Origin of the sequence: Streptomyces sp. NPDC060209 (assembly GCF_042728155.1) — a bacterium.
GTDB lineage: Bacteria > Actinomycetota > Actinomycetes > Streptomycetales > Streptomycetaceae > Streptomyces.
Genome location: NZ_JBHWZS010000069.1, coordinates 11,847 through 33,325, shown reverse-complemented (window position 1 = coordinate 33,325; position 21,479 = coordinate 11,847). Strand labels below are relative to the sequence as shown.

Annotated in this window: 15 protein-coding genes and 1 riboswitch; of the genes, 8 read left to right on the top strand and 7 right to left on the bottom strand. The window is 70.5% G+C overall.

All coding sequences use genetic code 11. The annotated features are described in order from the left end of the window. Positions 1-95: 95 nt before the first annotated feature. The 3 genes from ACFWFI_RS15985 to ACFWFI_RS15975 all read left to right on the top strand — a co-directional run bounded on the left by ACFWFI_RS15985 (position 96) and on the right by ACFWFI_RS15975 (position 4,845). Entirely contained in the window at positions 96-995 is a 900-nt protein-coding gene (locus tag ACFWFI_RS15985; protein ID WP_387389943.1) for a polysaccharide deacetylase family protein, read from the top strand. A gap of 60 nt (positions 996-1,055) precedes the next feature. Beyond that, positions 1,056-1,276, top strand: a riboswitch (cobalamin riboswitch). A 158-nt stretch (positions 1,277-1,434) separates the two neighbouring features. After that, positions 1,435-3,753, top strand: a complete 2,319-nt coding sequence (gene metE, locus ACFWFI_RS15980) for a 5-methyltetrahydropteroyltriglutamate--homocysteine S-methyltransferase (protein ID WP_387389940.1) — start codon at positions 1,435-1,437, stop codon at positions 3,751-3,753. Positions 3,754-4,017: 264 nt separating this feature from the next. Continuing rightward, positions 4,018-4,845 carry an aldo/keto reductase gene (locus ACFWFI_RS15975; RefSeq protein ID WP_387389938.1) on the top strand — a complete coding sequence of 276 codons (828 nt, stop codon included), beginning with the start codon at positions 4,018-4,020 and terminating at the stop codon, positions 4,843-4,845. A gap of 240 nt (positions 4,846-5,085) precedes the next feature. Here the strand turns inward: ACFWFI_RS15975 and ACFWFI_RS15970 are convergent, their stop codons facing one another. Continuing rightward, a complete protein-coding gene (locus ACFWFI_RS15970) occupies positions 5,086-7,434 on the bottom strand; it encodes a GH92 family glycosyl hydrolase (RefSeq protein WP_387389935.1) in 2,349 nt (782 codons plus the stop codon). Between the two features lie 212 nt (positions 7,435-7,646). On the opposite strand from ACFWFI_RS15970, the gene ACFWFI_RS15965 reads away from it, so the two are divergent. After that, positions 7,647-8,822, top strand: coding sequence for a PP2C family protein-serine/threonine phosphatase (locus ACFWFI_RS15965; RefSeq protein WP_387389932.1), 1,176 nt, complete (start codon positions 7,647-7,649; stop codon positions 8,820-8,822). 90 nt (positions 8,823-8,912) lie between these two features. Here ACFWFI_RS15965 and ACFWFI_RS15960 read toward each other — a convergent pair whose 3' ends face one another. The 5 genes from ACFWFI_RS15960 to ACFWFI_RS15940 form a co-directional block, all read right to left on the bottom strand. Next, positions 8,913-9,512, bottom strand: a complete 600-nt coding sequence (locus ACFWFI_RS15960; protein ID WP_387389930.1) for a class F sortase — start codon at positions 9,510-9,512, stop codon at positions 8,913-8,915. A gap of 89 nt (positions 9,513-9,601) precedes the next feature. Continuing rightward, positions 9,602-9,994, bottom strand: coding sequence for a hypothetical protein (locus ACFWFI_RS15955; protein WP_387389928.1), 393 nt, complete (start codon positions 9,992-9,994; stop codon positions 9,602-9,604). Positions 9,995-10,095: 101 nt separating this feature from the next. Continuing rightward, the gene (locus tag ACFWFI_RS15950; protein WP_387389925.1) at positions 10,096-12,120 is read right to left on the bottom strand and encodes a sensor histidine kinase; all 2,025 of its coding nucleotides are present in this window, start codon (positions 12,118-12,120) and stop codon (positions 10,096-10,098) included. Continuing rightward, positions 12,104-12,826 carry a response regulator transcription factor gene (locus ACFWFI_RS15945; RefSeq protein WP_387389922.1) on the bottom strand — a complete coding sequence of 241 codons (723 nt, stop codon included), beginning with the start codon at positions 12,824-12,826 and terminating at the stop codon, positions 12,104-12,106. The genes ACFWFI_RS15950 and ACFWFI_RS15945 overlap by 17 nt, the downstream gene beginning before the upstream one ends. A gap of 166 nt (positions 12,827-12,992) precedes the next feature. Beyond that, a complete protein-coding gene (locus tag ACFWFI_RS15940; protein WP_387389920.1) occupies positions 12,993-14,285 on the bottom strand; it encodes a YeeE/YedE family protein in 1,293 nt (430 codons plus the stop codon). A 479-nt stretch (positions 14,286-14,764) separates the two neighbouring features. Between ACFWFI_RS15940 and ACFWFI_RS15935 the strand changes: the two genes are divergently transcribed. Together ACFWFI_RS15935 and ACFWFI_RS15930 are read left to right on the top strand one after the other, a co-directional pair. Continuing rightward, complete coding sequence (locus ACFWFI_RS15935) at positions 14,765-15,937, top strand: 4-hydroxybenzoate 3-monooxygenase (RefSeq protein ID WP_387389918.1); 1,173 nt, start codon at positions 14,765-14,767, stop codon at positions 15,935-15,937. Positions 15,938-16,229: 292 nt separating this feature from the next. Then, on the top strand, positions 16,230-17,573 hold the full coding sequence (locus ACFWFI_RS15930) for an MFS transporter (RefSeq protein ID WP_387389916.1): 1,344 nt from the start codon (positions 16,230-16,232) through the stop codon (positions 17,571-17,573). A gap of 93 nt (positions 17,574-17,666) precedes the next feature. Here the strand turns inward: ACFWFI_RS15930 and ACFWFI_RS15925 are convergent, their stop codons facing one another. Further along, complete coding sequence (locus tag ACFWFI_RS15925; RefSeq protein WP_387389914.1) at positions 17,667-18,443, bottom strand: class I SAM-dependent methyltransferase; 777 nt, start codon at positions 18,441-18,443, stop codon at positions 17,667-17,669. A 390-nt stretch (positions 18,444-18,833) separates the two neighbouring features. Here ACFWFI_RS15925 and ACFWFI_RS15920 point away from each other — a divergent pair, with 390 nt between their 5' ends. Both ACFWFI_RS15920 and ACFWFI_RS15915 read left to right on the top strand, forming a co-directional pair. Next, positions 18,834-20,471 (top strand): phytoene desaturase family protein, encoded by a 1,638-nt coding sequence (locus tag ACFWFI_RS15920; RefSeq protein WP_387389911.1) that lies wholly within the window; start codon positions 18,834-18,836, stop codon positions 20,469-20,471. 87 nt (positions 20,472-20,558) lie between these two features. After that, positions 20,559-21,446, top strand: a complete 888-nt coding sequence (locus tag ACFWFI_RS15915) for an SDR family oxidoreductase (RefSeq protein WP_387389909.1) — start codon at positions 20,559-20,561, stop codon at positions 21,444-21,446. Positions 21,447-21,479 lie beyond the last annotated feature (33 nt).

The window sequence follows — 21,479 nt, the reverse complement described above, 5'->3', positions numbered from 1 at the left end:
GGTCCAGGCCCGTCCACTGCGGGGAGGGACGGGCCAGGGCCCTCGGCACGCAAATCCATGTCCGCTGTCGCCGGGCCGTGGCCCAGACTGCGGACATGGATGGAGAAGCTGTCGAACCCTCGGTCATGACGGCCTCGATGCGGTCGAACCAGATCCTGGGGTTCCCGCCCGATGCCCGTCTGCTGATCGTCAACTGCGACGACTTCGGGATGCATCCCGGGATCAACGCCGCGGTGATCGAGTCGATCGAAGAGGGGATCGCTGCTTCGTGCAGCCTCATGACCGTGTGTCCGGCGGCGCCCGACGCCATGCGGCTGCTCGGGCGACGACCCGGAATTCCGTTCGGTATCCACCTCACGCTGGTGTGCGAGACACCTCACCTTCCTTGGGGGCCACTGGCCCCTGCGGAGAAGGTGCCTTCCCTGCTGGACCCCTCCGGCAGCTTCTTCGAGCCGACCCCCGGCGGGCGCGCCGCTCTGCTCGGCCGTGCCCGGCCCGACGAGGTCGAGACCGAATTCCGCGCACAGATCGACGCCGTCGCCGATGCGGGGCTCACGCCTACCCACCTGGACTTCCACTGCCTGGCCGACGGGGGACGCGAGGACATCCTCGACCTGACCGTAGGACTGGCCGCGGAGTACGGCCTCGCCGTGCGCGTCTGGCTGGAGCCCGGGCTACGGGCGATGCGGCAACAGGGGCTGCCCGTCGTCGACCACGACTTCCTGGACAGCTTCTCCCTCGAGATCGAGGGCAAGGCAGCCCACTACGGCCGGCTGCTCCACGACCTGCCCGCCGGGCTCAGTGAGTGGGCCGTCCATCCCGGTCTCGGCAGCCGGGAGTCCCCTGCTCTCGACAACGGCCGGCCCGTGCGCCGTACGGACTACGAGTTCCTGACATCGCCGGAGGCCCGGGATGTCGTGGCCCAGGAGGGCATCACAGTGATCGACTACCGGACCGTTCAGCGTGTCTGGGCCCGGAATGCCGGTCCTGTGTGAGCCCACGCCTCCACCATCCGCATGCTGGACCTGACGCACCGTGCCCTCGGACGGCCCCCTAAGCTGGTAGGTGCAGCTGGTTCGCCCCGTCCGCCAGGCGGGATGCGTCGTAAGAGGGAACCCGGTGTAATTCCGGGACTGCCCCGCAGCGGTGAGCGGGAACGACCGCCGTCATACGCACTGGGTCCGACGAACCGGGCCTGGGAAGCGACGGCCATTAGGTGTCCTCATGGAGGACGTGCCCGCGAGTCCGAAGACCTGCCATCTGCCCGCGCGCGAACGAACCGCGCGCGGACATCCCGGTGACCTCGTGGGCGGGTCGGCGTACATACCAGGCGGATCACCGCGTCGCATGATGCCTTCCGTCCGGTACGTCACCCCTTCGCGCTCTCGTCCCGTCTCCGGGATCTCAGGGATTCATCTCGCGAAGGAGATCTCCGTGACCACCGAGCACGCGACCGCGGCAGCGCGGTCCACTGTGTACGGCTACCCCCGGCAGGGACAGAACCGGGAACTCAAGAAGGCCGTCGAGGGCTACTGGAAGGGCCGGGTCACCGCCGAAGCCCTCCGCGCCACCGCCGCTGAAATCCGCCGCACCAACTGGCAGCAGCTGGACGAGGCCGGCATCGACGAGGTCCCGACCGGGGACTTCTCCTACTACGACCACGTGCTGGACACCACCGTCATGGTGGGAGCCGTCCCCGGCCGCCACCGGGAGGCGGTCGCCAATGATCCGCTCGACGGCTACTTCGCGATGGCACGCGGTACGCAGGACGTCGCACCGCTGGAGATGACCAAGTGGTTCGACACCAACTACCACTACCTGGTCCCGGAGCTGGGCCCGGACACCGTCTTCACGGCGGACTCCGCAAAGCAGGTCGCCGAGCTCAAGGAGGCCGTCGCCCTGGGGCTCACCGCGCGGCCCGTCCTCGTCGGCCCGGTCACCTACCTGCTCCTCGCCAAGCCCGCTCCCGGTGTGGCCGCGGACTTCGACCCCCTCACGCTCCTGGACCGTCTGCTGCCGGTGTACGCCGAGGTCCTCGCCGACCTGCGCGCGGCCGGGGCCGAGTGGGTACAGCTCGACGAGCCCGCACTCGTCCAGGACCGCACTCCGGCCGAACTGAACGCCGTCGAGCGCATCTACCGGGGTCTCGGCACGCTCACCGACCGGCCCAAGCTGCTCGTCGCCTCCTACTTCGGCCCACTGGGCGAGGCCCTCGCCGTCCTGGCCAAGGCACCGGTGGACGGGCTCGCGCTGGACTTCACCGAGACCGCCGCCGCGAATCTCGCCGCCCTGGCGGCAGTCGGCGGGCTGCCGGGCAAGCGCCTGGTCGCCGGGGTCGTCAACGGCCGCAACATCTGGATCAATGACCTGGAGAAGTCGCTCTCCACGCTGGGGACCCTGCTCGGGCTCGCCGGACGGGTCGACGTGGCCTCCTCCTGCTCCCTGCTGCACGTCCCCCTCGACACCGCCGCCGAACGGGACGTCGAGCCTCAGGTGCTGCGCTGGCTGGCCTTCGCCCGGCAGAAGACCGCCGAGATCGCGACTCTTGCCAAGGGCCTCGTGCAGGGCGTTGATGCCATCGCCGCCGAACTCGCCGCGAACCGGGCCGACCTGGCATCCCGTGCGCACTCCCCCGTCACCCGCGACCCTGCCGTCCGCGCCCGGACCGCGGCGGTGACGCAGGCCGACGCCCACCGCTCCCAGCCGTACGGCGAACGATCCGCGGCCCAACGCGCGCACCTCGGCCTGCCGCTGCTGCCGACGACCACCATCGGCTCCTTCCCGCAGACCGCCGAACTGCGCACGGCCCGCGCCGACCTGCGGAGCGGGCGCATCGAGGCGGCCGCGTACGACGAGCGCGTCAAGGCCGAGATCCAGGAGGTGATCTCCTTCCAGGAGAAGACCGGCCTGGACGTCCTGGTGCACGGTGAGGCCGAACGCAACGACATGGTCCAGTACTTCGCGGAGCAGCTCACCGGCTACCTCGCCACTCAGCACGGCTGGGTCCAGTCCTACGGCACCCGCTACGTCCGCCCGCCGGTCCTGGCCGGCGACATCTCCCGCCCCGAGCCGATGACGGTGGCCTGGACGACGTACGCCCAGTCCCTCACCGATCGCCCGGTCAAGGGCATGCTCACGGGGCCGGTCACCATGCTCGCCTGGTCCTTCGTCCGCGATGACCAGCCTCTCGGCGAAACCGCCCGTCAGGTCGCCCTCGCCCTGCGCGACGAGGTGAACGACCTGGAGTCCGCGGGGACTTCCGTCATCCAGGTGGACGAGCCGGCACTGCGCGAAACACTGCCGTTGCGCGCCGCCGGCCATCCCGCCTATCTGGCCTGGGCGACGGAGTCGTTCCGGCTCACCACGAGCGGGGTGCGGCCGGACACCCAGATCCACACCCACATGTGTTACGCCGAGTTCGGCGACATCGTCCAGGCCATCGACGACCTCGACGCCGACGTGATCAGCCTGGAGGCCGCCCGCTCCCACATGCAGGTCGCCCACGAGCTGGCGGAGCAGGGCTACCCGCGCGAAGCGGGGCCGGGCGTGTACGACATCCACTCGCCCCGCGTTCCGAGCACCCAGGAAACCGCGGAGTTGCTCCGCACCGGTCTGAAGGCGATCCCGGCCGAACGGCTGTGGGTCAACCCGGACTGCGGGCTCAAGACCCGCGGCTGGCCGGAGACGCGCGCCTCGCTGGAGAACCTCGTGGCCGCCGCCCGCACGGTCCGCGGCGAGCTGTCGGCGTCCTGACGGTGCGGACCGGTCTGGGCGCCCATTGCGCGCCCAGGCCGGTCCGGGTGCTTCCGCGGGTACTCGCGGAAGCATGCGGGGAGTGGCGGCCCATGCGCCCAGAGTGAACCGAGATTACTATTCGGCTATATAAACCTGTTTGCCCGCTTTGAAGTCGGGTACGGCGCGGGGAGGGCGGAATGCAGCATTCCATGTCGCGCGGATCCGCGTCCTCCGCCCTGAGCACCCGAAACACCGACGACAGCCGACGACAAGGAGTCACCCGTGCCCGCTGTACCCGCCATCACGCTCAACAACGGTGTGGAGATCCCCCAGCTCGGTTTCGGTGTCTTCCAGATCCCTCCGGAAGACACCCGCGAGACCACGCTGGCGGCCCTGGAGGCCGGCTACCGGCACATCGACACGGCGCAGATGTACGGCAACGAGAAGGAAGTCGGCCAGGCGGTCCTGGACTCCGGTCTCGACCGGGCGGACGTCTTCGTCACCAGCAAGCTGGACAACGACGCCCATGCGTACGACGACGCACTCCAGGCCTTCGAGCGCACGATGGAGAAGGTGCGGCTGGACTATCTGGACCTCTTCCTCATCCACTGGCCTCTGCCCGACAAGGGCGATTTCGTGGAGACCTGGAAGGCCCTGGAGGAGATCTACCGTTCGGGTCGGGTCAAGAGCATCGGAGTCTCGAACTTCCAGCCTCACCACCTGCGCCGCCTGATGGACAACAGCGTGGTGGTGCCCGCCGTCAACCAGATCGAGGTGCATCCGTACCTCACCCAGGACGCCGTCAGGTCCTTCGGTGCCGAACACGGCATCGCCACCGAAGCCTGGTCTCCGATCGCGCAGGGCAAGGTGCTCGACGACCCGGCCCTCACCCGTATCGCGGAGCGGGTCGGCAAGTCGACGGCGCAGGTCACCCTGCGCTGGCACCTGCAGCGTGGGGACATCGTGTTCCCCAAGTCGGTGACCCGGCGGCGCATCAAGGAGAACTTCGACCTCTTCGACTTCGAGCTCACGGAGGGGGACATCGGCGAGATCAACGCGCTGAACCGCGACGAGCGCACAGGATTCGACCCGGACCGGTTCAACGGCTGAACCTCTTAGCTGCGACAGAGGCCGTGCCGGACCCGCCCGGCGAGGCCATCGAAGAATCCGCAGTGGAACTCAGCAGGGCCCGGGCATGAGCCAGGGCGAGCGGGTCACTGTCGACAACAACCTGGTACCGGGCCGAGCGGCCTCCCTCTCGGCCCGGGTCGCTCACGCGGGGCGCGGAACGAGAGGACCCGCCCCCTGAGAGGGACGGGTCCTGTACACGGACTGGGTTGTTGAGCGGCGTTACTTCAGGGCGGGCGGCGCCGCGTCCGCCGAGGTACCCCACGCCGAGGGCGTCGAACCGACCTCGAAGGACAGGTTCCGCGTTCCGCGGATGTCCTCGGTGGTCAGGTAGGTCTTCCCGTACGCGGTCCCGTCCGTACTCGCCGACTGGATGTAGCGCGCCGAGTCGGAGGTCCCCGGAGCCTTCACGGTCAGGCTCCCCTTGGGGTAGTAGCGCCGGTCGAGGGTCAGGTCGACCCGCTCGAAGACGGGGGTCGACAGGCCCCAGGTGTCGGTGCCCGGCTGGACCGGGAAGATCCCGATCGAGGACAGGACGTTCCAGGCGGACATCGTCCCCAGGTCGTCGTTCCCGGTCATGCCGGTCGGGGCGTCCGTGAAGAGCGTGAGCGCGGCGTGCACCACGTCGGTCGTCTTCCAGGGCTGGCCGGTGGAGAGGTAGGTGTAGGGAGCGATCAGGTCGGGCTCGTTCTGCGGGTTGTACTTGTCCGCGTTGTAGTAGTCGTACGGCCCGTTCACCCATACCTCGCGGGCGGTCTTCGCCGGGTCCTGAAGCAGCTGCCCGTAGGCGAAGAACGAGTCGAGGCGCTCGTTGGCGGCCTGGGTGCCGCCGATCAGGGAGACCATGCCGGGCAGGTCCTGCGGGACCAGCCACTGGTACTGCCAGGACGTGCCCTCGTGGAAGCCCTCGCTCTGTGCCGGGTCGACGGGGCCGGTGAAGTCCCCGTTCGCGTCCCGTGCGCGGAAGAAGCCGGTCGAACTGTCGAAGATCTTCCGGTAGTTCTGCGCTCGCTCCGCATACCGTGCGGCGTCGTCCTCGTGCCCCAGTTCCTTCGCCATCTGTCCGAGCATGGCGTCGGACAGCGCGTACTCCAGGGTCGCGGAGGCACCGTGGTCGTAGTCGGAGTCACCCGGCTTCACATGGGCGCGGTCCTTGATGTACGGCGCGAAACCGTCCGCGAGGTACTCCTTGTTGGCCTCACGGCCGACGGGCGCGGAGTCCGCCGGCGGCACGCCGTCGGCGTTCTTCTTCAGCGCCCGGTACGCCTGCTTCTCGTACCCCTTGAGCAGCCCCTGCTGGTAGGCGTTGGTGAGGAACGGCGTGACGGGGTCACCCGTCATGATGTTCGTCTCGACCGTGCCGTAGCCCCACTTGGGCAGCCAGCCGCTGTCCTCGTCGATCTTGATGACGGAGATCGCCATGTCACGGGACTCGTGGGGGGCGAGCAGCGACAGGAGCTGGGCCTGGGTGCGGTAGGTGTCCCAGAGCGACCAGTTCTGGTAGTAGGTGAATCCCTTGGCGCGGTGGATCTTCTGGTCCCAGCCGGTGTAACGGCCGTCGACGTCGCTGCCGATGTTCGGGGCGAGGAACGAGCGGTACAGGGACGAGTAGAAGGTCCGGCGCAGGGTCTCACTGCCGCCCTTCGCCCGGACGTCGTCGAGGCGGTCCTCCCACGCGGCCTGAGCGGCACGTGCGACACGGTCGTACGAACGGCCGCCTTCGGCACGGAGGTTGAGTGCGGCCCCCTTGGCGTCCACGTACGAGATCGCGGTGGTCGCCTCGACGGTGCGGTCCTTGGAGGTGTCGAAGCGTACGAAGGCTCCGTTGCGCTCGCCGCCGGCGGCCGAGGTGGTGGACCCCTGGGTGACCGTGTCGCCCTTCCAGGTGCCGGAGGTGGTGAAGGGCCGGTCGAAGCGGGTGATCGCGTACACCGTGTACGGCTTGGTGTCCTGGCAGAAGCCGCTGCCGGTGATGGCCGTGCGTACGGTGCGGTTGTCGAGGATCTCGACCTTGGTGTTCACCGTCTTGTGGAGCGACTGGCCCGCGTTGATGAGGACGTTGGCCTTGTCCGTGGCGGGGAAGGTGTAGCGCTGCACCCCGGTGCGCTCGGTGGCGCTCAGCTCGGCCTTGATGCCAGTCTTGAGGCCGACCTCGTAGGTGCCGGGGCTCGCCTTCTCGTCGTCGTGGCTGAACTCGGCGGCGTACGTGGCGTTGTCGGTCGACGTGATGTCACCGGTCGTCGGGAGCACCGGGAGGTCACCGCCGAGGCCGCAGCCCACGCCGGAGATGTGGACGGTGGAGAAGCCCCTGATGTGGGTCTCCGAGTAGTCGTAGCCGGTGTTGTGCCCGGTGTCGGGCGAGAACTGCACCATGCCGAACGGCACCGCGGCGCCCGGGTAGGTGTTGCCCTCGTTCTCGGTTCCGATGAACGGGTTGACGAGATCGGTGAGCCGACCGCGCTCGGTGTGCCCCCCTCCGTCCGCCGCGGCAGGTGCGGCGACGGCGCCGCCGAGGAGAGCGGCCGTGGCGGCCGCCGTCCCCGCACCGCGAATCCAGTGGGTCCATCTCATGGAATGAGCGCCTCTCGAGACGTAGACAACGTTGTCATGCGCACTGCGCGATCATTCTTGGCCCGCATGCGTGTACTCGTCAAGAGTTGCGGCAGGCCCCGTCCCCGACGCGCGGCTTCCGCGTGCGGGGCAGGGCTTCCGGCTCCAAGGTCGAGACAGGACGCCGAGCCTGCATGGCGGCGGTCCGCCTGTCGCACTCCGGAGGCGAAGCCGTGAGCCCGTACCGCACCACGACAGGGCTGACGTCGCACGCGCCGCAGAACGAGAGCGACCTGCTCCCCCGGTGGACACGGTTCGCGCCCCTGGCGCTGGTGGTGCTCGCGCTGGCGATCGACCTTCCCACGCCGGGGGCGTTCAGCGGGGACGTGTTCCTGATCCTGAGCTCCATGATCGCGTCCTGCGTGTACACACTGCGGGCCGTGGTCTGGGTGGCCGTCCTCAACAGTGTGGCCGGACTGGTCCTCCTCTTCGCGGGGCACCTGTCGGCCGACGGCCGTCACGCGGTGGTCGACTACGTCGCCATGGTGGTCCTCGCCTGGGCATCCGTGCCGCTCTGCCGACTGCGGCTGTCCTTGCGACGCCGGCTCCAGGGGGCCGAGCGGGTGGCGGAGAGCGCCCAGCGCGCGGTGCTCCCACCCGTACGCGCGTGGTGGGGGAACACCTGGATCGCGGTTCGCTACGAAGCCGCGTCCGCCGCGGCCTCCGTCGGAGGCGACCTCTACGCGGCGGAGCACACCCCGTACGGCGTGCGCCTCCTCATCGGCGACGTACGCGGCAAGGGGCTGAACTCCGTTCCCGGCGTCGCGGCCCTGGTGGGCAGCTTCCACGAAGCCGCGCACCACACTCCGACCCTGCCGGAGCTGGCCCGCCACCTCGACGAGGCGGTGGCCCGCCACACGCGGGAGACCGCCGCGGTGAGCAGTGGGAGCGATGTGAGCGGTGAGCATTTCATCACGGCGGCCATCGCACAGATCCCGGACGACGGCGCGGAAGTACGTCTCATCAACCGCGGACACTGTCCCGCCTTCCTGGTGAGCGAGAACGCCCTACAGGTCTGGGAGCCCGAACACCCCGGGCTGCCTCTGGGGCTCGGCGAGCTGGACACCGGCCCGTGGAAGGACGAATCCCGCCCCTTCGGGCCGGGGAATCTGCTCCTGCTGTGCACGGACGGGCTGCTGGAGGCCCGCGACGCCGGTGGACGCTTCTACACCCCGGACCAGGATCTGCGGCAGGTGTGGCGCCAGGGACCACCGGCCGTCGTGGAGAAGCTCGCCCAGGCGGTCCACACCCATACGGACGGGGTCCTGACCGACGATCTGGCCCTGGTCGCCGTCACCCGTGCGGAGCATGCGCCCCCACGGGGAGGGGAAGGTACGCCGGCGCCGTGAGCGCTGGTGCGCCGGCCGACAGCGCGATGGGCCGCGCGGAGACCTGACGGCGGCTCATGTACGTATCGCGCACGGCCCGACGGCTACCCGTCAGCGCAGCGTCGCGTACACGATGAGATTGTCCACGGGGTGGCCTGCGGCGTCGAAGGCTCCGTCGCACGTGATCAGCCGGAGCACGCGCTCGTCGGTGGCTCCGTAGACCTTCTCGGAGGGGAAGGCGTTCTTGCTCACGGTCTCCGTGCCGGTGACCCTGAAGTGGGTCTCGTCCCCTCCCCCGTCGGACACGGCGATGTCCGCGCCCTTGGCGATCGTGTGCAGGTCGTGGAAGACGGCCTTCCCGAACCGCGTGTCGTTGTGGCCGATGAGCACGGCGGCTCCGGGCTCGCCGGGAACGGCCCCGCCCGCGTACCAGCCGGCCGTCATGCCCTTCTCGGCCGGCGGGACCTCGACCGTGCCGTCCTCGTTGAGTCCCAGCCGCAGCAGCACGCTGTCTATGCCCAGCGACGGGACCGTCAGCCGTGTCGGTGCCGGCGCCTTGGGCGCGTCCGCGGACCTGGGTGTGTCTGTGGCGGCCCTGGCGGAAGGCTCGGGCGCATCGGCCGTGCCGCACCCGCTGACGAGGGTGAGCAGCACGCCGGCTGCCGCCAGGGACACAGCTGTCCGCCATGACGAGTTCGATGTGAAGGGCATGAGTACTCCGGTGCGGGGTCGGGCGGAGGCGGGAGGTGGAACGCGGGTGGCGCCGCCCCCCGTGCAGGGAGCGGCGCCATCGTGCGGGATCAGCCGTTGCGCTGCGCGGCGGACCGGCGGCGCAGCACGAGGACGCCGGCGCCCGCGAGCAGCACCGCGCCGGCCGCGGAACCGTACAGAGCGGTGCCACCGGTGTCTCCGGCCGGACGCTCCCCTGCGGCGACGCCGCCCCGCGGCACCGTGCCGGCCGGCACGGACTCGGCGGGGACCGGAGTCGCCGCCTCGGTGGGTTCGGCGCCTTCGGGCGCGGGGCTGGAGCTCGCGGGCGTGGAGACCGGGCTCGGGGAGCTGGTGGCCTCGGCGCGCTCGGCGGGCACCGCGGTGGGGGTGCCGTCGGCGACGGCCGCGGCGGTCGGGAGCATGACCGCGCCGATGGCGGCGGTGGCGAGGACCGCGGTCCTGAGGGTGGGACGAAGAGACATGAAGAACTCCGATTCCAGCTCGGCGTTGGTGGTGCCCGCGCACGGATGCGCGTCGGGCGCCGGGCATGACCACAGACTGGAGTGAAGTTGTGAGGAAGCTGTCAGATCGCCGTGTTCATCGGATCAGGGCCTGCGGGCGGCAGCCGCAGGGTGAACACCGACCCCTGGCCCAACGTGCTGACCACACCGGTCGTCCCGCCGTGGGCCTCGACGAGCTTGCGGACGATCGCCAGTCCCAGGCCACTGCCCCCGGTGCTGCGGTTGCGAGACTTCTCCGCACGCCAGAACCGGTCGAAGACGTACGGCAGATCCTCCGTCGCGATGCCGCTGCCGGTGTCGGCGACCTCCAGCACCACCGCTTCGTCCGCTCCCCCGGACCCGGTCGCGTAGGCGCGCAGCGTCACCCGCCCTCCCGACGGCGTGTGGCGTACGGCGTTGGACACCAGGTTGCCGAGCGCCTGCCTCAGCCGGACCGGGTCGGCCGCGAGCTCGGGGACCGGCTCGTGCCCCTCCGGAACGGTCACGGTGAGACCGACGCCGGCGGCATCGGCCTGCGCCTGGTGGGCGGCCGCGACGTGGGAGAGCAGGTCCTCGATCCGTACTGGTTCGGGGTGCAGACGCAGGGCGCCGGCATCGGCCGCCGACAGGTCCTGGAGGTCATCGATGATGTGCTGCAACTGCACCGCCTCCTCCAGGAGCGAGGAGACGAACGTCGCGTCGGCATCGGCGATGCCGTCCTGGGCCCCCTCCAGCCACCCCCTGATGTTGCTCAACGGGGTGCGCAGTTCGTGCGCGACGTCGCTGACCATCACCTTGCGCTGCTCCTCCAGCCGGGCACGATGGGCCGACATGTCGTTGAACGCGGTGGCCAGTCGGCCGATCTCGTTGTCCGCGGCGACCACCACATGTGACGGGTCCTCGCCGTCCCGCATGCGCTGGGCCGCTCCCGTGAGCGCGTGCAGCGGCCGCACGAGCCGGACTCCGGCGAGGACCGAGGCACCGACGGTGAGCGCGAGGACGAGCGCCGCGGCCCCGATGATCTTCGCCGTGTTCCCGGAGGACAGCTCGAAGCCGGGGACGGCACCACCGCCCGGGTCGCTGATGAACAGCAGCGCGGGTGAGGCGACGTACGAACTGAGCTGCTCCTGGCGGGCGATGCCCACGCACGAGGCGATGTCGCGGTCGTTCTCACTGTCGAGGGGCGAGGCTGGGGTGGGCATCGCCGTGGGCAGGGACTCCTGCGGAACACTGACGGTCGGCACCGGCGACGCCTCAGGCACGGCGGATGCGGCGACGGGCTCCTCGCCCGTGTTCCACGAAAGGTCGAGATCGAGCCGTACGGCTTCGCGGCCCTGCCGGTCCAGGCAGGCGTTGACGAGCTCGTTGAGCGTGGTGAGCGCCTTGGCCTCGGTTTCGGTGGGGCTGTCGAGGTCGTCCGTCGAGCACTGGCTTCCTCGAAGTCGGTCAGGGTCGTTGCCCACGACCTGGATACGGGGCCGCCCGCTCGGTCCCTCGACGACGTCCGAGGCGATCCCGGACCGGCTGAGGCACTGCACCGCCTCGTCGGCGGTGCGCTTCAGCGACGTACGCTCGGCCTCGGACAGCCTGAACGGTCCGACGGCCCGCGGGTCGACCCGGTCGTTCCCGGAGCGCTGCTCCTCGTCCGTACCGGGTGCCGCGATCGTCACGGAGCCGGACTCCGACTCCGACCCGGAGGAGACGGCTGCCACGGACAGCGGGTCCACGACCGCCGACGCCTGGGGAGGCAGAGCCGGTGGCGGCGGGGAGGAGCCGACGGAGTCCGCGAGTATCCGGCGGCTCTGTGTCGTCAGCGTGATCCGCCGGTCGGACGCGTCGGCCAACTCGTTCACCGTGGCTCCCACGCCGTCCCAGGTGGGGTGTCGGGCCGCGTAGGCGAGCAGCGAGTCGAGGACCCGGGTGTCGGCGGCGAGGTTGCGGCCCTGTTCCTGCTCGATCGCACCGGACGTGGTCTGTACGGCCAGCCACGCGGTCGCGGCGACCGAACACGCGGCGACCAGCGCCGACACCGCCAGCAGCCGGCCGAGGAGGCTCTTGCGCAGCGGCAGCCGCAGGCGCTGCCCGCCGTGCTCAGCGCGCCGAAGCACGGAGGGCGCCCTTCAGCGGGTCCATGAGCTTGTAGCCGACCCCGAAGACGGTGAGCAGCCGGACCGGGCGGCGGGGCGCGCGCTCGATCTTCTTGCGGAGGTTCATGATGTGCACATCGACCGTACGACTGCTGATGTAGCGGTCGAATCCGTGGAGTTCGGCGAGCAGTTGCTCACGGGTGAAGACACGTTCGGGCTCGGCGGCCATCGCGGAGAGAACCCGGAACTCCCCCGGTGTGCACTCGACCCCTACGCCGTCGACCGAGACCTCGTGGCGCGCCGGATCGACGGCGAGTGTTCCCACCCGCAGCACCTGGCCGTCTTCGCGTGCCCCTTCCCGCCGCGTGCGCCGCAGGAGAGTGCGCACACGTGCCATGAGCTCCCGAGGGCTGTAGGGCTTGGTCATGTAGTCGTCCGCGCCCAGGTCCAGCCCGAGCAGCAGATCGTCCTCCGTGGCCCGGGCGGTCAGCATGAGGACCGCCAGCTGCCGTTCCTCGGCGCGCAGGATGCGGACCACGTCGAGTCCGTCCGCCCGCGGCATCATCACGTCGAGAACGAGCAGGTCGGGCGACCCCTGCCGGGCCTGCTCGAGGGCGGAGAGGCCGTCGGACACCACCGTGACCGCGTGGCCTTCGCGTTCGAGGTAACGGCGGACCAGCTCGGCTTGTTTCGCGTCGTCTTCCGCGACTATGACGTTTGCGCACACGCGGATGATCGTAGAGGAGCCCCGGGCGCACCCCATTCGCCGTGGCGACGGACGGGGGCGTCCTCGGCTCGTCCGGCCGTGCGGAGGAGGCGTGTTGGCCGCCCCCGGACTGCGGTGACGGGACCGTGCGGGCACCGGGCCCGATGTGTGGAATCCGCAGGGGTGGTCAGCAGACGCCGTCGCCCGGCTTGGGGTTGCCCAGGCCGAACAACGGGCGCAGCTTGAGCCCGAGCCAGGTGCCGGCCAGGGCGACCGCGCCCCACAGCCAGCCGCTCAGGCTGCCCGAGGCCACGCCTGCCAGGTAGGCACCGATGTTGCAGCCTCCGGCCAGCCGGGCTCCGATGCCCATCAGCACACCGCCGAGCACCGACGCGACGGCCGTTCGCCATGGAATGCCACGGTGCAGGGCCCATGTACCGCCGAGGGCCGCGGCCACCGCGGCACCGATCATGATGCCGAGGTCGGTGAGGCTGGTCTTGTCGGCCAGTACGGGACCGGCGAGCATCTCCGCGTTGCCGGCCTGCCGCCACCAGGTCCAGTTCTCCGGGTGCCCGCCGAGCGCACCCACCAGTTCCGAGCCCCACAGGCTGAACGCACTCGTGACACCCCAGGCTCCGCCGGACACCGCCAGCACGCCCGCGCCGAGGACGGCCAGCACCAGGGCACCGGCGGCCAGTGGCCAGGACCCCCGGAAGGCCCGTACGGCCGCGGTGCGCGCCGAGGGTACGGCGCCGAGGGGCGGCGGGTTACGACGGGCCTGGACGCGTCGCGTGACCACGACCACCAGCAGCAGGGCGGCGATCGTCACCGCCCACGAGCCGAACCAGCCGATGTGGTCGGAGAGGACGACCGGCTCCCAGGCGGGAAGGTCCTTCCAGAGGTCGAACTGCCACGCGGCGAGCGTGGCGCCCGCGATGAACCCGCCGAGGGTCAGGAGCACCGAGGTCTGCCCCGAGCCGACGGCGAAGAGGGTGCCCGAGGCACAGGCCCCGCCGAGCTGCATGCCGATGGCGAAGAGCAGCGAGCCGACGACCAGGCCGACTCCGATCGACCCGGCGGAGGGTGCCGGCTGCGAGCCGAACAGCCCGGTGCTCGTGCCGATGATCAGCGCGAACAGTGTGGCCGTGGTGCCGAGCAGCAGCGCGTGCGCCCGCAGCCCGGTGCCGTTGCCGACGGCGATGAGCTGTCGCCAGGCGGATGTGAAGCCGAACCGGGAGTGGAAGAGGGCGACGCCCAGACCGAGCCCCAGCAGGAGCAGCACGCCCGGCTTGGCCCCGTGCGCGAACCACACGTACGCGGTCAGGGCCACGGCGAGCAGCCCGGACACGACGAGTGGCGTCCTGCGCACCGGGGGCAAGGGCGGTGCCTCCGGTCGCGGCACCGAGGTGCGGGAGGGAACGAACAGGGCGGGCAGTGCGCGCGGCGGCGCGGCCGGCCCGGCGGGTGGCGCGGTGGTCACGAGAGGTCTCCGGATGGTGCTCGGCGGACGGCGGCGTGGGCTGTCGACGGCGCTGCACGCACTGCCGACGCGGGTTCAGCCGCTACAGAGTCCGTCGTCGACGCACCATGCCGAGTGCGCGAACAGCGCGAGGCACAGTGACGGGGCCGATGCAGACATGCGTGCGAATATACGGACGGGTGAACTCCGGATGCCTCGCCGTCTCGCCATGCGGAAGGCTTCCGGGACGGCCGGATGTCCATGCCCGCCATCTTCCCCTCAGCCCCTCCGGGGCGTCCTGGTGCCTGCGCTTCTCCGGCACCGGCCGGACGGACCGCGGAGTGTGCGCCGGTATCCGGACAGGACCATTGACACGGCCGCGATCCGGGCGGCAAACTCACGGCAATCAGTGAAGAAATCTTCACTATGCGAACACGATGGGCCGCTCGTGGTCGACCCCAACGGGTTGCGAACATCCCCGAAGCGAAGGAGAGCGAGCCGTGCACACGACTGTAGGAATCATCGGGGGCGGCCCGGCCGGGCTGCTGCTGTCGCGCCTGCTCCACCGGGCGGGCGTGGACTGCGTCGTCCTGGAGAGCCGCGATCGCGCCTACGTCGAACAGCGTCAGCGGGCCGGCATCCTCGAACAGTCCACCGTCGACGCCCTGCGCGAGGTCGAGGCGGCCGAACGGCTGGACGCCGAAGGACTGGTCCATGACGGCGTGGAGCTGCGCTGGGAAGGCCGGGCACACCGGATCGACTTCCCGTCGCTGACGGACGGCCGCCGAGTGTGGGTGTACGCGCAGACCGAGGTCGTCAAGGACCTCATCGCCCTGCAGCTGGCCGACGGCGCGGCCCTCCACTTCGGGGCCGAGGTCAGCTCGGTCGAGGGCGCGGACACCGACCGTCCGACGATCCGCTACACGCACGAAGGCCAGGACAAGACCCTGACGTGCGACTACGTCGTCGGCTGCGACGGCTTCCACGGGGTGACCCGGACAGCTGTCCCCGAGGGGGTCCGGCGCACCTACGAGCGGGTGTACCCCTACTCGTGGTTCGGCATCCTGGCCGATGTGGCGCCGTCCTGCGACGAGTTGATCTACGCCCATTCCCCGCGCGGCTTCGCCCTGCACAGCATGCGGTCACCCGAGGTCAGCCGGATGTATCTGCAGGTACCCAACGGCACGGATCCGGCCGACTGGCCGGACGAGCGGATCTGGGACGAGCTGGATGTCCGGTTCGCACTCGACGGCTGGAAGCTGGAACGCGGGCCGATCACCTCCAAAAGCGTTCTGCCGATGCGCAGTTCGGTCACCGAGCCGATGCGGTACGGCCGAGTCTTCCTGGCCGGCGACGCCGCGCACATCGTGCCGCCCACCGGCGCGAAGGGACTCAATCTGGCCGCGGCCGACGTCGTGGTGCTCGGCCGGGCGCTCATCCGGCAGCACACGACCGGTGCGGCCGATCTGCTGGACGCCTATTCCGACACGTGTCTGCGCCGCGTGTGGCGCGCCGAGCACTTCTCGTACTTCATGACCACGACGCTGCATGTCGATCCGGACCAGAGTCATTTCGACACGCGGCTCCAGATCGCCCAGCTCGACCGGATCGCCGCCTCACCGCACGCTGCGGCCGAACTCGCCATGAATTACGCGGGGTTGCCGTTGCCGTAACCCATGAGGAGCAGCCGTTCGCGTCACCTGAGCGACGCACCGCGAAGCCGGATGGCAGGAGAGCGCCCGAGCCCGTAGGTGCCATGCGCCTGCGGGCTCGCACCACCGGGTCACGGTGCCAGGAGACAGCTCTGCGCCCCCCATTGACACGGGCGGAGGCCAAGGGGAAACTCGCACGGCCCAAGAGTGGAATTATTTTCACCTCGCGAACACTCACTCCCCGATCGTGGTGTTGCTCCCTTGTACGGGGCAGCCCACCCGCCACAACGCCGTGGCAGAAAGCGAGTGCCCCGTGGCTGCCTCGACCACGTCCCCACCTGACCGCTCCTTCCGGGTTGTCGCTCCGGTCATCGCTCTGTGCTGGCTCGCCGTGTTCTTCGACGGCATGGACGTCAACATCTACGGCGCGACCATGCCGCACCTCCTGGCCGACGAAGGCCTCGGCTTCACGCCCGCGCTGGCCGGCACCATCGGTAGTTGGACCACCTTCGGCATGCTGATCGGCGCCCTGGCCGCGGGCACGCTCACCGACTGGCTGGGCCGAAAGCCGCTGGTCATGGGAAGCGTTCTGCTGTTCTCGGTCGGATCCGCGCTGTGCGCCGTCGCACCCGACGCCACCGTGTTCGGCGCCGGCCGCTTCCTCTCCGGGCTCGGCCTGGGAGGACTGATGCCGATCGGCCTGGCGATCGTCGCCGAGTTCGCTCCGCCACGCCGGGCCGCCCTCGCCACCGGCCTGATGATGACCTCGTACCACGCGGGCGGCATGGCGGCCACCGGCATCGGTCTCGCCGTGGCACCCGAGCACGGCTGGCGCTGGGTGTTCTGGGCGGGTGTACTTCCGGCCCTGATCGCGGTGCCGCTGGTGTCGAAGTGGCTTCCGGAATCCCCCGGCGTGCTCTTCGCCCGCGGGCGCACCGACCAGGCGTACGCCGTCGCCGACCGCTACCGGCTGGAGCGCCCCGGCGCCCAGCAGGCCCCCCAGGCCGGAGCGAAGGGCCGCATGGCCGCGATCACCGCCCTGTTCGCCCCCGGCACCCGCTGGGCGACCCCGCTGCTGTGGATCGCGTCCTTCGCGGGTCTCCTCCTCGTCTACGGCGTCTCCACCTGGCTGCCCGAGCTGATGCGCGCCACCGGCTACTCCCTCTCCTCCTCGGTCACCTTCCTGATGGTGATCAACGCGGGTGGCATCGTCGGCATGCTCGTAGCGGGCCGAACGGCGGACAGGTTCGGCCCGGTGAAGGTCTCGGCGCTGTGGTTCGTGCTGACCGCGGTCGGCGTGTTCCTGCTCAGGGCACAACTACCTCTGGGCGTCGCGTACGTGGTCGTCTTCGTCACCGGCATCTGGCTGTTCAGCGCCCAGGTGATGGTGTACGCGGCCACGTCCCGCGTCTACGCGCCTCGCGAGCGCGCCACAGGCCTGGGCTGGGTCACGGGCATCGGCCGTACGGGCGCGGTGGTCGGCCCGGCCCTTGGCGGTGCGGTCCTCGCCGGCGGCAACGCGGGCCTCGGTTTCACCACGTTCGCCGTGACGGCCGTCCTCGGCGCACTGGCGATCTCCCTGGTCCCGCTCGCCCTGAACAACCGCCGTGGCCGCAGCCCCGATACGGCCCCCACGCTCAGCCCGGCGACGGACTGAGAACCCGGAAACACAGGGCAGGCGCCCGCTGCGACTCATGCATCCGGCCCACCGGGAGCCTGCCCGGCTCACTCCGTCCCACGGGCCCATGGCCTATCGACCGGCGTGTGCCATGAGCAGCGGCTGGAAGAAGCCGGTCTCCGCCGGCATCCGCCACCCGGGGTCGACGAACCCGGCCTCCGCTGCGAGGCCCGCCAGTCGGTCCCGGCCGAGTGCCCAGTAGGTGGTCCGGCGGGCCCGGACGCGCCACTCTCCGCCTGCCGGCAGGAGCTGGAAGTGCTCCACGTCGTAGTGCTCGCCGTCGTCGTGCCAGTGCCAGAGCTGAAAGGTGACGGTTCGTTCTTCCTCGTCGGCGCCGTCGGTGATCCGGTGGATCTGTGGAAGCGTCGAGGCAGGGCGGTCGCGCAGCAATTCGTCGTAGGGCCGTGTGCTGACCAGCAGCAGGCCGTCGGGACGGAGCACACGGCGCATCTCGGTCAGAGCGGCGCGCACGTCCTGCTCGGTCAGCAGGTGCGGCAGCGAGTTGTCGGCGCAGACCACGGTGTCGAACCGGCCGTCGGGAAAGGGGAGGCGCCGCATGTCGGCGGCGGCCGCGCACAGGCGCAGACTCCGGCGGGCGGCCTCACGGGCAGCGCGGGCCGCGGCGCGCGGGCTGAGGTCGGTCGCGGTGACGTCGTGCCCGCGCAGCGCCAGACCGATGGCCTGCGTGCCGATGCCACAGGAACAGTCGAGCACCGCCGCACGTTCCTGGCTGATCAGGGCGCCCAGGGCATCCCCCTGCCGACGGAGGCTCACGTCCCAGTCCGCGTAGATCAGGTGGTAGTCGTCGGCCAGATCGTCGTAGAAATGCGCGACCGATGTCTCGGACATGGCGCGAGATTACCGTGTCCGCATCCGGAGGGGCTGGTGGAACCGCGCCTCGGGACACGTGACCGTCACACCGGCAACGGACACCGCGGCGCGGGTCCGGGCGGTAGCCGGACCCGCTTCCGCTACGGCGACCGGGTGGCCCGCGAGTCCGATTCCCGACGTGCCGGTGGCAGTGGTCGGCGACGGCTCACATCTCCAGTACACAGTGGGAGGGAACCTGCGGCCTGCGGCACAGCAGTGCGGTCGCCCCACTGGTCCAGGTGCGCCGCCTCGCCGTGCTCGCCGTTGTGATCAAACGCCGCCACCAGCAGGCGGATGCGACCGCGCGCTCCCGCCGGCAACCCGCTCCGCATGGCCGACAAGCGACGTTGCGATGGACAGGAGGCGGTAATGCCGGATGCGGTGGTGATCGGAGCGGGGCCCAACGGCCTGGTCGCGGCGAACCTGCTCGCCGATGCGGGATGGAGCGTGGAGGTACTCGAGGCGCAGCCGGAGCCGGGCGGAGCGGTCCGCAGCGATCGCGAGGTACATCCCGACTACGTGAGCGACCTCTGCAGTTCCTTCTACCCGCTGGCCGCCGCTTCCCCGATCCTCGCGGATCTGAAGCTTCATCAGGAAGGGCTGCGCTGGAGTCACGCGCAACGGGTGCTGGCCCATCCCATGGCGGACGGCCGGTGCGCGGTCCTTGAGCGTCGATGCGCGGACACCGCGGTCGGGCTCGACGCGTTGGCCGCCGGTGACGGCAGGGCCTGGCTCGATCTGCATGACGTCTGGAAGCGCCTGGGCCCCGATATCGTCGGCGCGCTCTTCACCCCGTTCCCGCCGATCCGGTCAGCGGCCCGGCTCGCGGCGCGTCTGCGGGCGGCGGGGGGCCTGCGGTTGGCCAGGTCACTGGTTCTGCCGGTACGCCGCCTGGGGGATGAGGAATTCCGCGGTGAGGCCGGGAAGCTGCTCCTCGCCGGCAACGCGTTGCACGCCGATCTGGCGCCGGAGGCGGCGGGCAGCGGCGGCTTCGGCTGGCTGATGTCGATGCTGGGCCAGACCTACGGCTTCCCGGTGCCGGTCGGTGGCGCCGGGGCGCTCACGCGCGCCCTGGTCAGCCGATTGGAGCGGCTCGGCGGCGCGGTGCGATGCGGAGAGCGCGTGACGCGAGTGGTCGTGCGCGACGGCCGGGCCGTGGGAGTAAGGACCTCAGGAGGCGACGACGTGCCTGCGGCTCGGGCGGTGATCGCCGACGTGTCGGCTCCGGCTCTGTACGAAGAGCTGGTCGATCCCCTTCATCTCCCTGGCCGGCTGCTGGCCGACCTGCGGCGTTTTCAGTGGGACTTCGCCACCTTCAAGGTCGACTGGGCACTGGACGGGCCGGTGCCCTGGACCGCTCAGGAGGCCAGGGGGGCAGGCACCGTACATCTGGCCGACGGTGTCGACGGGCTCACCCGGTTCGCGGCACAGATCAGCATGGGCCGAGTGCCTGATCGCCCCTTTCTGCTGTTCGGGCAGATGACCACCGCTGACGCGACCCGGTCACCCGCGGGCACCGAGTCGGCCTGGGCCTACACGCACGTGCCGCACAGGGTCAAAGGCGATGCCGGGGAAGACGGGCTGACGGGACTGTGGGACCGGCGGGAGCAGGAAGTCATGGGCGACCGGATCGAATGCGAGGTGGAACGATGGGCGCCAGGATTCCGCTCCCTCATCAGGGCCCGTCGGCTCCTCGCACCTCCGACTCTTCAGGACCTCGACGCCAACCTGCGAGGAGGTGCGATCAACGCCGGTACGACCGCGATGCACCAGCAGCTGGTCTTCCGGCCCACCCCGGGCACCGGCAGACCTGAGACCCCGGTGAAAGGGCTCTACCTCGCCTCGGCCTCCGCGCATCCCGGCGGCGGGGTCCATGGAGCCCCGGGGGCGAACGCGGCCCGTGCCGCGCTGCGTGGCGGGATCGGGGCCGACCTGCTCAGTCGCGCCCAGCACGCCCTCGGTCGCAGGGACAGGAAAGGCGCTCGTGTGGAGGGCATCGACGGCTGAGCATGCGGATGCACCTTTCACCTCATATGCGCCAAGATGGGATGCGTCACAGATGCGGGTTCCCTGGTCCCCGTCGAGGAGGTCCATGTGTCCGGCTCAGCTCGTCCTCTGCACGGCCGTGTCGCCGTCGTGACCGGTGCGGCGAGAGGCGTCGGTGCGGCGACGGCGCGGGAACTGGCACGCCGTGGCGCCACGGTGGCCCTGCTCGGCCGGGAGGAGGCGACCCTGGCCCAGGTGAGGGACACGATCCCCGGTGCCCTGTGCTGGGAGGTCGATGTCACCGACGACGCCGGAATGAGAGGGGTGGCCGACGAGGTCCGGGACCGGATGGGGCCCGCATCCGTCGTGGTCGCGAACGCGGGACTGGCTGAGGGCGGCCCGTTCGCCGAGTCCGACCCGGTGACCTGGCGGCGCGTGATCGAGGTGAACCTGATCGGCAGCGCGATCAGCGCACGCACCTTCCTGCCCCACCTGCGGGCAACGGGTGGTTACTACTTGCAAATCGCCTCGCTGGCCTCCATCGGAGCGGCACCCATGATGAGTGCCTACTGCGCCTCCAAAGCCGGCGTCGAGTCGTTCGCTCATTCACTGCGTGCCGAGCTCGCCCATGAACACGTGGGGGTGGGCATCGCCTACCTGAACTGGACCGACACCGACATGATCCGTGACGCGGACGAGCACCCCGTTCTGCGGGAGCTGCGAGCTCACATGCCGAGACCCGCTCGGAAGGTCTACCCGGTGGAGACCGTGGCGGGACACCTGGTGCGCGCGGTCGAAAGGCGGAGTGCGGCCGTGTACGCGCCCGCGTGGCTCCGCCTCACGCAGGTGGTGCGAGCCGCGATGCCGCCGGTGGTCACCGCGTTCTCGAAGCGGGAAATCCCCAGGTTGCAGCGGGAGACCTCCTTCGAGGTGACCGGGCTCCTGGGAGCCGGCGGCCGGGCGGACCTGGACGGCCGAGGGCGCGCGGACGGGTGACGTGTGGCATCCCGGGCACCCGACGAGCTCGGA

Bases quoted from the DNA above. Each gene is read 5' to 3' on its own strand.
- ACFWFI_RS15985 (WP_387389943.1), top strand. From the start codon at position 96: ATGGATGGAGAAGCTGTCGAACCCTCGGTCATGACGGCCTCGATGCGG.
- ACFWFI_RS15970 (WP_387389935.1), bottom strand. From the start codon at position 7,434: ATGAGATGGACCCACTGGATTCGCGGTGCGGGGACGGCGGCCGCCACG.
- ACFWFI_RS15960 (WP_387389930.1), bottom strand. From the start codon at position 9,512: ATGCCCTTCACATCGAACTCGTCATGGCGGACAGCTGTGTCCCTGGCG.
- ACFWFI_RS15955 (WP_387389928.1), bottom strand. From the start codon at position 9,994: ATGTCTCTTCGTCCCACCCTCAGGACCGCGGTCCTCGCCACCGCCGCC.
- ACFWFI_RS15925 (WP_387389914.1), bottom strand. From the start codon at position 18,443: ATGTCCGAGACATCGGTCGCGCATTTCTACGACGATCTGGCCGACGAC.
- ACFWFI_RS15920 (WP_387389911.1), top strand. From the start codon at position 18,834: ATGCCGGATGCGGTGGTGATCGGAGCGGGGCCCAACGGCCTGGTCGCG.